Origin of the sequence: Flavonifractor sp. An112, from assembly GCF_904377885.1 — a bacterium.
Classification (GTDB): domain Bacteria; phylum Bacillota; class Clostridia; order Oscillospirales; family Oscillospiraceae; genus Flavonifractor; species Flavonifractor avicola.
This window is the reverse complement of sequence record NZ_CAJFGT010000005.1, coordinates 47649-58687: the sequence shown is the minus strand read 5'-3', so window position 1 is coordinate 58687 and position 11039 is coordinate 47649. Positions and strand designations below refer to the sequence as shown.

Annotated in this window: 9 protein-coding genes; 2 read left to right on the top strand and 7 right to left on the bottom strand. The window is 59.7% G+C overall.

The window, feature by feature from the left end:
• Positions 1 to 117 precede the first annotated feature (117 nt).
• From IHN22_RS01610 to IHN22_RS01580, 7 genes are all read right to left on the bottom strand, one after another.
• A complete protein-coding gene (locus tag IHN22_RS01610) occupies positions 118 to 672 on the bottom strand; it encodes a winged helix-turn-helix domain-containing protein (protein ID WP_087188206.1) in 555 nt (184 codons plus the stop codon).
• 113 nt (positions 673 to 785) lie between these two features.
• Positions 786 to 2396, bottom strand: a complete 1611-nt coding sequence (locus IHN22_RS01605; protein ID WP_191433171.1) for a potassium/proton antiporter — start codon at positions 2394 to 2396, stop codon at positions 786 to 788.
• A gap of 85 nt (positions 2397 to 2481) precedes the next feature.
• A complete protein-coding gene (locus tag IHN22_RS01600) occupies positions 2482 to 3348 on the bottom strand; it encodes an ABC transporter permease (protein ID WP_365813535.1) in 867 nt (288 codons plus the stop codon).
• A gap of 4 nt (positions 3349 to 3352) precedes the next feature.
• The gene (locus IHN22_RS01595) at positions 3353 to 4312 is read right to left on the bottom strand and encodes an ABC transporter permease (RefSeq protein WP_087188203.1); all 960 of its coding nucleotides are present in this window, start codon (positions 4310 to 4312) and stop codon (positions 3353 to 3355) included.
• A 99-nt stretch (positions 4313 to 4411) separates the two neighbouring features.
• Positions 4412 to 5986 (bottom strand): ABC transporter substrate-binding protein, encoded by a 1575-nt coding sequence (locus IHN22_RS01590; RefSeq protein WP_191433169.1) that lies wholly within the window; start codon positions 5984 to 5986, stop codon positions 4412 to 4414.
• An 18-nt stretch (positions 5987 to 6004) separates the two neighbouring features.
• Positions 6005 to 7837, bottom strand: a complete 1833-nt coding sequence (glmS, locus tag IHN22_RS01585) for a glutamine--fructose-6-phosphate transaminase (isomerizing) (protein ID WP_087389473.1) — start codon at positions 7835 to 7837, stop codon at positions 6005 to 6007.
• A gap of 98 nt (positions 7838 to 7935) precedes the next feature.
• Complete coding sequence (locus IHN22_RS01580; RefSeq protein WP_087265733.1) at positions 7936 to 8205, bottom strand: YlmC/YmxH family sporulation protein; 270 nt, start codon at positions 8203 to 8205, stop codon at positions 7936 to 7938.
• Between the two features lie 131 nt (positions 8206 to 8336).
• Here IHN22_RS01580 and IHN22_RS01575 point away from each other — a divergent pair, with 131 nt between their 5' ends.
• Both IHN22_RS01575 and IHN22_RS01570 read left to right on the top strand, forming a co-directional pair.
• A complete protein-coding gene (locus IHN22_RS01575) occupies positions 8337 to 9284 on the top strand; it encodes an AEC family transporter (protein WP_365813530.1) in 948 nt (315 codons plus the stop codon).
• Positions 9285 to 9683: 399 nt separating this feature from the next.
• Positions 9684 to 11036 (top strand): MATE family efflux transporter, encoded by a 1353-nt coding sequence (locus tag IHN22_RS01570; RefSeq protein WP_191433168.1) that lies wholly within the window; start codon positions 9684 to 9686, stop codon positions 11034 to 11036.
• The last annotated feature ends 3 nt before the right edge of the window (positions 11037 to 11039 follow it).

Sequence of the window (11039 nt, the reverse complement as noted above, 5' to 3'; positions counted from 1 at the left end):
CGGACAGGTTGATACCGAGCAGGAGCCGACGCAAGTTGTCAACCATGACCGCCGCAACATGGTAGATGTAAAAAGTATCGCTATCTAACCCCAGCAAAAGTCCGGCCCTGATTTTTATTACAATTCCTCCCCGGCCCGGTAAGCAAGCACCACATATTCCCAGTGCTCCTCTGCCTCCGGCCGGAGGGCTCCGTGCTTCTCCAGATAATCCGTCACCAGCTCCATCAGCTCCTTACGCTGGGCGGTATCCAGATGGAGGGCCCCAAAGCGGAGCACCCCGTAGTCTTTCAGTTCCTGTTCCTCATAGCGGTACACGTTATCCAGCAAACTGCGGAAGGTGCTGTCCACCAAATTTGCTGCCAGGGCCTCCCGCTCGCCCTGAAAGCCGTCCTTCCGGCCCAGACACAGCCGCAGTCTCACATCCCGCATCTGATAGTAAGTCGTCTTGCTCCCGTCCCGCCGGGTACCCTCCCGGGCCGACACCAATCCTATTTTCACCAGCTTGTTCAAATGGGAATGGGCGGCACTGGGAGACAGCTGCATCCGCTCCGCCACCTCATTGGCGGACAGCGGCCGAGCCACCAGGCGCAGCAGATGGATCATTTCCTGCCGTACCGGGTTGAGCATCACGCGCAGTTGCTTTTTTTCCGTCAGTTCTACCGTATACTCCACCAGTGGGGCCTCCTTTGCCACGAAACCGGTTCACATGATCCTTTGTTATCATGATAACACTTACCGTTTGGTAATGGCAAGAGATTTTAGCCCCTCCATCCATTTTTTCTGATTTACGCGGGACGCATATTCTCCCCTTCGCTGACCACCAGGGTATCTCCCTGGCAGAGTACCGTTCCCCCTTTGGGTACGGCGGTGGTACCGTCCGCCCGGCGGACCAGTACAATGAGCACCTCCGCCGGCAGATCCAGCTCCCGGATGGTGCGGCCAATCCATTCCTTATGCTCCTCCACCGGAAGCTCCCGCAGGCTGACACCGCCGTCGTCCTGATAGATGGGCGTGCTCACCACCAGCAGGTCCCCCGCCTGGACCACGGTGCTGCCGTTGGGGATCAGATTCTCTTCCCCCCGGCGGATGGTGACCACCAGAGCATCGGCAGGTAGATTGCACTCCCCTACCGTCTTTCCCTCCCAGGGGTGTCCCTGCTGGATGCGGAAGCGGGTCAGGTGGAGCTGCTGCTGGTCCTGATAGTCGTTGAAGGTCCGTCCAATGTTGTCCTCCGTGTCCACCATATCCAGCTTGCGGGCCACCAGGGGCAGCAGGGAACCCTGAACTGCCACGGACAGCAGGGAGATACAAAAGACAATATGGAACAGATCATAGCCGGTTTCCGCTCCCCCGGCCAGAGCCATAATGGCAAACACAATGGAGGCCGCGCCCCGCAGTCCCGCCCAGGACACCAGCAAACATTGACGCAGTTTGCACCGGAAGGGAGCCAGCAGCACAAAGACCGCCAGCGGCCTGGCCACCAGTGTCAGGAACAGGGCGATAGCCACTGCCGGAAGGAGTACGCCGGGCATCTGCGTGGGGTAGGACAGCAAGCCCAGCAGGAAAAAAATGATGATCTGGCCCAGACCGGTCAGGCCGTCAAAAAAATGGACCAGGGAGGGCTTATGAGGAATTTTGGCGTTGCCAAGAAGGATCCCTGCCAGATAGGTACCCAGGTAGCCGTTGCCTCCCACGGCAGCAGGCAGAGCATAGGCCAACAAGGCGGCTGCCAGCACAAAGATGGAGTCCATGCCGTCCGCCAGATGGACCCGCCGCAGAACGAGCACCGACAGGCCGGCCACCGCCAGGCCCAGCGCAACACCAAATACGACCTGGGAAAAGACCATCCAGATCAGATTGCCGCTCTCCCCCACCCCCATCAGCGAGAGGGCAATCATGGTCAGCATATAGGACATGGGATCGTTGCTGCCACTTTCCAGCTCCAGCAGGGAGGCCGTATGGTACCGCAGGCCCAGCTTTTTGGAGCGCAGAATGGAGAACACCGAGGCCGCGTCGGTGGAGCTAATCACCGAGCCGGTGAGGAAGCTGGTCAGAGGCGGAAACCCCAATGCAAAATGGCAGAAGAGGGCGGTAAGCAGAGCGGTCATCGCCACTCCCAGGGTGGACAACACCACCGCCCTGGCCGCTGCCGGTTTGGCGGCTTCCCAGCGGGTGCCGAATCCGCCGTAAAACATAATAAAGATCAGAGCCACCGAACAGATCTGCTCCGCCGCCCGGAAGTCATCGAAGGGGATACGCAGCAGCCCATCGGAGCCAAACAGCATCCCCAGGGCCATAAAGAGCAGCAGCGCCGGCACTCCGGCCCGCTGAGAGAAACGGCTGGCCAAAATACAGGCTACCAGCACCACACCGCATAAAATCAACATATATACCATCTATTACCTCCTTTTGCTGCAAAACAGCTCCGGTCCTTCCCAGGTCGGAGCTGTTTCAGGTTCTCCAACTGATATTCCGCTGTTCTCAGGACCGCCGACCGTCGAACCGGGGGTCAAGCGCATCCCGCAGGCCGTCTCCGATACCCGCCAAACAGAGCACCGTGAGAATAATGCACAGGCCTGGCGGCAGCCACACCCAGGGCCGGGCGGTGAGCACCGTCAGGTTACTGGCATACTGGATCATACTGCCCCAGGATGCCTGGGGTGCCCGGATGCCGAAGCCCAGAAAACTAAGGCTGGATTCCGACAGGATGGCCCGCCCCGCCCGCAGGGGGATGGAGCACCATACGGGGGAGATCACATTGGGCAGTACGTTTCGCCGCAGGATGGTCCCGGTCCGGGCGCCAAGGCCCTTGGCTGCCAGCACATATTCCCGCTCACGCACTGCCAGGGTATTGCCGTACACCAACCGGGCAATTCCCGTCCAGCCCAGCAGGCCCAGCACCAGTACGATATTGGTGGCCGACGGACCCACTACCGTCACCAGGCAGAGCACCAGCACGATAGAGGGAAAGGTCTGAAAGATATCAGCCAACCGCATGATCCAGAACTCCCAGGCTCCCCGGCGGTAACCCGCCAGCAAGCCCAGAGGCACGCCCAGAGCGGTGCTGATGGCGGCAGAGCTCAGGCCAATGAAGAGGGATACCTGCCCTCCGCTCAGCAGCCGGGCCAGCAGGTCCCGGCCCACATCGTCGGTACCCAGGGGGTGCTGTGCCGACGGCGGCGCCCAGAAGCCGGCCTCCAAATCGCTGGCATTGGGCTCCAGACCCAGCAGCGGCGGCATCAGCAATACCGCAAGGATCTCCAGGCAGAGTATATAAAGACATACCATCGCCCTCCGGTCCGCCCTAAACCGGTCCCAGGGGCTGCGGCCTAACCGTTTTTCCTCCATAGCCCTACCCCTTCCCATAGCGCACCCTGGGGTCCACCAGTCCGTAGACCAGATCCAGGAGCAGGTTGGTTAGGAGCACCGTCAGGGCGATGACCACCGTGACGCCCATTACCACGGGATAGTCCCGGCCGGAGATACCGGAAAACAGGAGGCTGCCCATACCCTGCCAGCCAAAGATCTGCTCCACCACCACGGAGCCACCCAGGATATGAGGAATGTGGCTGAGAATGGTGGTAAGCACCGGGATCATAGAGCCACGGAAGGCATGGCGTACCATGACCGCCCGTTCAGTGAGCCCCTTGGCATAGGCAGTGCGGATATAGTCCTCTCCCAAAGTCTCCAGGCAGGCGGCCCTGGTCTGCTTCACCAGCTCGCCCACGCTGCTCAGACACACCACCCCTGCCGGGAGGATCAGATGGCGGAGCAGGTCGGCCAGGCTGGTAAACCGCCCGGCGGCATACATCCCGTTGGCGGGCAACCAGCCCAGAGTGACGGAAAAGACAAAGATGCCGGCCAGGCAGAGGAAAAAGCCAGGCACACCGAAACTGACCAAGCTAAGGGCAGAGGCCGCCCGGTCCCAGCCGGACCGGGGCTTCCAGGCAGCCAACACCCCCAAGGGCAAAGCGATGGCTATCGCCAGCACCACACCGGTGCCGGTGAGCAGCAGGGAGGGCCCTACCCGCTGGGCAATGAGACCAGCCACCGGTTTCCCGTTGGTGTAGGAATTGCCCAGGTCTCCCCGGAGCAATCCGCCCAGCCAGGAGAGATACCGCTGCGGCAGGGGCTGGTCCAGCCCCAGAGAGGCAGCCAGAGCGGAGCGGTCGGCGTCGGTGGCGCCACTTCCCTCCCCCATCAGGTCCAGGATGGAGCCCTGGGCCAGATTAAGCATACAAAATACCAGAATCGTAATTCCGAAAAAGACCGGAATGGCCGTCAGCAGACGACGGCGGAAATATTGTCCCATAGTTTTCGCTTCCTCCTGCACTTCCGGCCCCAATCAGGGGCACGGGCCGCTATGGGCGGCGGCCCTACGGAGGTCTTTCTAGTTTTGAGAAGGGGCCTTTCAGGCCTCCTTCATGCGCCACGCCCAGATGTTCTCATTGGAGAAACTGGACGAGGGGTAGTCGATGTTGTCCACTGTGGGAGACTGGGCATGGAGGGTACGGCCAAACCACAGGGGGATAAAGGGCCGCTGATCAGCCAGCAGCTCCTGCAGCTTATCCAGCATGACCTGGCGAGTCTCCCAGCCCGAGGAACTCTTGATCTGGTCAATATAGTAAGTGTAGGGCTCCAGATCGGCAATGTGGAAGATGTTGTTGCTCTCACTGAGGCGGCTCTCCGTAAACCACAGAGGCAGCGCGCCGGGGGTATGGCTGGCAATGGCCATGTCGTACTTGCCGTCAGCCATACCGGAGAAGAGGGCGGCGGAGTCCACCGTCTCGATGGTCACATTCATACCCACCTCAGCCAGTTCCTGCTGCATGAGGGCGGCCAGACCGGAGCGGTTGGAGGTACAGGCCAGGGTATAGGTCCGTCCGTCGTAGCCTCCCTGCTCCAGCAGCATCTTGGCTCCCTCCACGTCCCGCTGCCAGGTCAGGGAGCAGGTATACTCGGTACCCGGAGTCACGTCGGTAGCGGTAGGCTCGCCCAGACCATGGGTGGACTGAAGGCACAGTGCCTCCTTATCCAGGGCCAGATCGATGGCCCGGCGCACCTCTGCACTGGGGATGGTCTCGCAGTTGAGCATCAGTTCATAGAAGGTGTTGGGGATCTCGCCCTCCAGCACCTCAATGCCTCCCGCTTTGGCGGTTTCAGCATCATCCATGGACAGGTTGCCGCCAAAAGCATAGTAATCCAGATCCCCGGAAATGAGAGAGGACAGCAGGTTGGACTTATCGATCACCGTCACCACCAGCTGATCAAAGTCGGGACAGCCCAGCTGATAGTCCTTGTTGATGTCCAGCACCAGCTGGCTGCCCGGGATCTCCTCCACAAACTTGCAGGGACCGGAACCCACGGGGGCGCTCCACAGCTCCAGCTCCATGATGTCCGCCGGATCAGTGTCCGCCAGCAGATGGGTGGGCAGCACATAGAGCTCCCGGTTTTTGTCCAGCAGGAAGTCCTCCGGGGTGGTAGCGCTCTTGAAGGTGAGCTTCAGGGTGTACTCATCTACTGCCTCCGCCCCCAGTTGCTCCCCCGCCACGGCGCAGCCGTTGCTGTCGGTGCCCGCCAGCACGGAGAAGGTACCACGGCCCAGGGCCGGACAGTCCGGGTTGGTAATGAGGGCAATGGTATCCGCCCAGTGCTGGGCGGTCACCGGAGTGCCGTCGTGGAAGGCGGCCTTTTCATCCAGGTGGAAAAGCACCGCCATACCGTCGTCGGTACTCTCCCAGCTTTTAGCGCCTCGGGGATCCAGGGTACCGTCAGCGTGGACATAGGCCAGCCGGTCATAGATCTTATCACAGACAATACGGGTGTAGTTGCTGCCCGAAGGACTGTTATAGGGCATCAGGGAGTCCCAGGCATTGGATAGGCCATAGCGCACCGTGACCTGCTCCGCGGTCTCTTTCTCTCCGCCGCAGGCCGTCAGCCCCAGGGCCAGAACGGCTGCCATCAGTAATGCGATCAGTCGTTTCATGTCGTTCCTCCGTCTTTTTTATTCCACTGTTACAGACTTGGCCAGGTTCCGGGGTTTATCAATATCACAACCCCGCTGCAGCGCCGTATAATAGGCGAACAGCTGCATAGGCACCACTGCCAGGGAAGGCAACAGCATGGGATGGGTCTCAGGAATGGCAATCACATGGTCCGCCGTACGGCTGAGATCGGCCGCCCGGTCCCGGGTGGTGAGACCCAGTACATCGGCTCCCCGGCTCTTGACCTCCACCGCGTTACTCACTGTCTTTTCAAACAGGGGCCCGCACCCGGCCAGGGCCACCACCAGGGTGCCCGGCTCAATGAGGGAGATGGTGCCGTGCTTGAGCTCTCCGGCAGCGTAGGCCTCGGAGTGGATATAGGAGATCTCTTTCAGCTTCAGCGAGCCCTCCAGACCCACCGCATAGTCCAGATTGCGGCCGATGAAGAACATGGAAGGCCGGTTGAAGTACAGGGAGGCAAAATACTGGATGTCCTCCCGATTTTCCAGGATCTCCTGCAGCTTGTCCGGAATACGCTGGAGCTCTGCCAGAATGGCATCATAGTTCGCCCGGTCCAGGGTGCCCAGCAGGTCGGCGCAGTACAGGCCGATGAGGTAGATCACCGCCAGCTGGGTGGAATAGGCCTTGGTGGTGGCCACGGCGATTTCCGGTCCGGCCCAGGTGTAGAGCACGCTGTCGCTCTCCCGGGCAATGGTGGAGCCCACCACGTTGACAATGGACACCACCTTGGCGCCCAGCCGTTTGGCCTCCCGCATGGCAGCCAGGGTATCGATGGTCTCACCGGACTGGCTGATGACCAGGGCCAGAGTACGCTCCGACACAATGGGATCGCAGTAGCGGAACTCGGAGGCCAAGGTCACCTCCACCGGCTTTCGCAGCAGTTTTTCCAGGATATATTTGGCCGCCACACCTACATGGTAGGAGGAGCCGCAGGCAATGATATACAGCCGGTCCATCTCCTCCAGCTCACGGGCGGTGAGCCGCCAGTCGTCCAGCACAATACGGCCGTCCTTGATGCGGGGAGAGATGGTCTTGCGGATGGCTTCTGGCTGCTCCATGATCTCCTTGATCATAAAGTGCTCGTAGCCGCCCTTCTCCGCCGCAGAGATCTCCCAGTCCACATGGCGGCGCTCCTTCTCCACCGGGCGCAGGTAGGAATCGTACACCCACAGGTGGTCGGCAGTCAGTTCCGCGATCTCACCGTCATCCAGAAAGCACACCTCTCTGGTGTACTTGATGAGAGCAGTGACGTCGCTGGCCAGGTAGTGAGCGCCGTCGCCGAAGCCCAGAATCAGCGGGCTGTCCTTTCGGGCAGCAATAAGCCGGTCAGGGCAGTCAGCACACAGAATACCCAGGGCGTAGGCGCCCCGGATGGTGTGGAGGGTACGCACCACTGCGTCCAGCAGGTCGCCCTGATAGTAATACTCCAGCAGCTGGGCCGCCACCTCGGTATCGGTATCCGACACGAACTGCACTCCCTCGGACTGGAGAAATTCCCGCAGCTCAGCGTAGTTTTCGATGATGCCGTTGTGGACCACGGCGAACCGGCCATTCTCGCTGACCTGGGGGTGGGAATTGACGTCCGACGGGGCCCCGTGGGTAGCCCACCGGGTATGGCCCACGCCAATGGTACCGTGAAGGGTGCTTCCGCCCTTAACCAGGTCGTTGAGCACCTGAAGCCGCCCTTTGGCCTTGGCCACCTGCATTCCTTCTTCTGCTCCGTATACCGCTACACCGGCGGAATCATACCCCCGGTACTCCAGCCTGGACAGGCCGTCCAACAAAATTGGCGCAGCCTCCTCCCTTCCAACATATCCAACAATCCCGCACATGGCGATCCTCCTGCGTATTTGACGTGTTTGATATATGGTGCTTTAAAATAGAATTATAGCACGGAAAAGCTGGCAAAACAATGGCAGAACACCCGAAATTAGGCTCGTTCCCTTCGCTCTCTCTGTCTGACCTGCGTCCCCTCCACCAAAATGGTATCCGCACCGAAGCGGCGCACCGCCGTCCAGGGAAAAACCGTGTCCGGTTCCCGCCCCAACAGGCCAAACAGGCGCAGCCGCCCAGGCACCACCAGAGCACTCACTTTGCCCTCTTCCAGATCCATGATCACATCCCCCACATAGCCAATCCGGCTGCCGTCGCTGATATTGATGATCTCCTTGTCCCGTAACTCCGATCCCCGGCACTCCATAGCGCAATCCCCCTTTTTGATATCCCTATGCGCCGACCAGGTTGGCCCATTCCACTTACCATTTGGTAATCTTGCACCTGTATAGCGGAGGGGATATAATGAAATAGATGTCATTTCTGGAGGGGATCGTCATGCTGGACAATCTGATCTATTGTCTCAATGGTACTATACCCATTTTTTTGCTCATGCTGCTGGGTGTCGCATTCCGCAAAATGGGCTTTTTTAGCCAGGCCTTTGCCGATAAGCTCAACAGCTATGTGTTTAAAGTGGGCTTGCCTGTCATGATGTTCAAGGACCTGACCGGCTCCGACTTTTTCCAGGTGTGGGACACCTCCTTTGTGGTATTCTGTTTTCTGGCCACTCTGGCCTCCATCCTGCTCACCGCCCTGTTCAGCCGTATGTTGAAAGAACCCCCGTTGCGAGGGGAATTCATTCAGGTGGGCTACCGCAGCAGCGTGGCTCTGCTGGGTGCCGCCTTTCTGGAGAACCTCTACGGCAGCGCCGGGGCTGCCAGCCTGATCATCATCGGTGCGGTCCCCCTCTATAACGCGGCGGCGGTGACGGTGCTCTCTCTCACCAGCCCCACTCAGAAAGGCCTTTCCAAGGGGGCGGCCAAGAAAGTGGTCAAGGGGATTATCACCAACCCCATCATCCTGGGCATCATCGTGGGTCTGGCCTGGACCCTGCTGCGCATCCCCCAGCCCACCATCCTCACCAAGACGGTGAACAGCATTTCCGCCACCGGCACCCCCCTGGGCCTCATGGCCCTGGGCGCCTCCTTCGACTGGAAAAAGGCCATCGGCCGCATCAAGCCCGCCCTCTCCGCCACCGCCCTCAAGCTGGTGGTCTTTGTGGCCATCTTCCTGCCCATCGCAGTGGCCATGGGCTTCCGGGACGACAAGCTGGTGGCCGCTCTCACCATGCTGGGCAGCCCCACCACCGTCAGCTGCTTTGTCATGGCCCGCAATATGGGCCACGAGGGCACCCTCACCTCCAGCACCGTCATGCTGACCACCGCCTTCAGCGCCTTTACTCTGACGCTGTGGCTCTATGTGCTGAAAACTCTGGCTCTGATTTAAATTTGACAAAAACTGACGGAGGAGCTCCCTGAAATAGGGATAAAAGACGGCGTTTTTCCCCCTTGCATTTTGGCATGGAGACACTATACTAATGTCTGCTGAATAAACCGTGATACGGTTTATTCGTGCGGCAGTAGCCGCCCAATTTCATAAAACGGCTCGAAGTGGCCGTTTTATGAAATTCAGCCATTGGTACAATCCGTATTTCCGCTGGTGCGTTAAGGCGCACCAGCGGAAGGTGCAAGGTTTTGGGTCGATCTCGTCCAAAAACCTTGCACTTGAACAAAGCCAACTGGCCTTGAAAGCTGGTGCTTTCAAGGCATTCGGCTTTGTTCAGTACGCATTATACTAATACGGTACTTTCTATTTCCCATTTCTGTACCGAAAGGAAGCCCCTCCATGGAACAAGCTACCATCCTTCGCCGGCGCGAGCCGGGCATTCTGTCCCTCACCTGGCCCATCTTCATCGAACTGCTTCTTCAGATGCTGGTGGGCAACGCCGACCAGGTCATGGTGGGGCACTTTGACCCCAACGGCGTAGGCGCCATCGGCAACGCCAACCAGATCACCAATCTGGTACTGCTGGTCTTTTCCGTTATTTCCACCGCCTCCACCATTCTCATCTCCCGTTACCTGGGAGCGGAGGATAAACAGCGGGTCAACGAGACCTACACCCTTTCACTGCTGGTCAACGCTATCTTCGGTCTGGCGGTAGGAACCCTGCTTATCGTTCTGTGCGGCCCCATCTTCACCCTGATGCAGGTACCGGCGGAAATCCTGGACCGCAGCTGCCTGTACTTGCGGATCATTGGCGGGGGCATGGTGTTCCAGGCGGTCTATCTCACCTTTACCGCCTTTTTCCGTTCCAACCAGATGATGAAGGAGAGCATGATTGTTGCTGTGATCATGAATCTGCTCAACATCGGCGGCAACGCGGTGCTCATCGGTGGTACCTTCGGCCTGCCTGCCCTGGGCGTGGCAGGCGCCGCTCTGTCCAGCGATATCTCCCGTGTGGTGGGCGTCATCCTTATCGCTTTCCTGTTCCGCCGGAAGTTTGGCCCTGTGCTCTCCCTCAAGCTCCTCCGCCCCTTCCCCACCGACCAGCTGCGCCGCCTGCTGCGCATCGGCATCCCCGCCGGCGGAGAGTCCATCTCCTATAATCTGTCCCAGGTGGCTATCCAGTCCATCTGCAACCTGTTCGCCATCTTCGTCATCAATACCCGGGTATACGCCAATATGTTCGCCATGCTCACCTATATGTTTGGCTCCGCCATCTCCCAGGCCGCCCAGGTCATGGTGGCCCACCTGATGGGCGCCGACCGGGTTCCCGATGTGGAGCGGCTGGTAAAACGCACCTTGCTGGCCTCCCTGGCTATCTCCGGTCTGATGGCGGTGATACTGCTGGTGTTCTGTCAGCCCCTGCTGGGCCTGTTTACCAAGGATCCCCAGGTGCTGGAACTCTTCCGCATCATCATGATCATCGAGATCCCCCTGGAGTTGGGCCGTGCGGTGAACATGGTCATGTGCCGGGCTCTTCAGGCCTGCGGAGATATTCGCTTCCCCATCACCATCTGCATTTTCAGCGCCTGGCTTACCGCTGTGGTAGGCGGTTTCCTGCTGGCCGTGCCCCTGGGCCTGGGGCTGGCGGGGTTGTGGATTGCCATGGCCTGCGACGAGTGCCTGCGGGCGGTGCTCTTCCTGCTGCGGTGGCGCAGCCGGGCTTGGTGCCGCAAAAATGTACTGTCCATGTAAGAA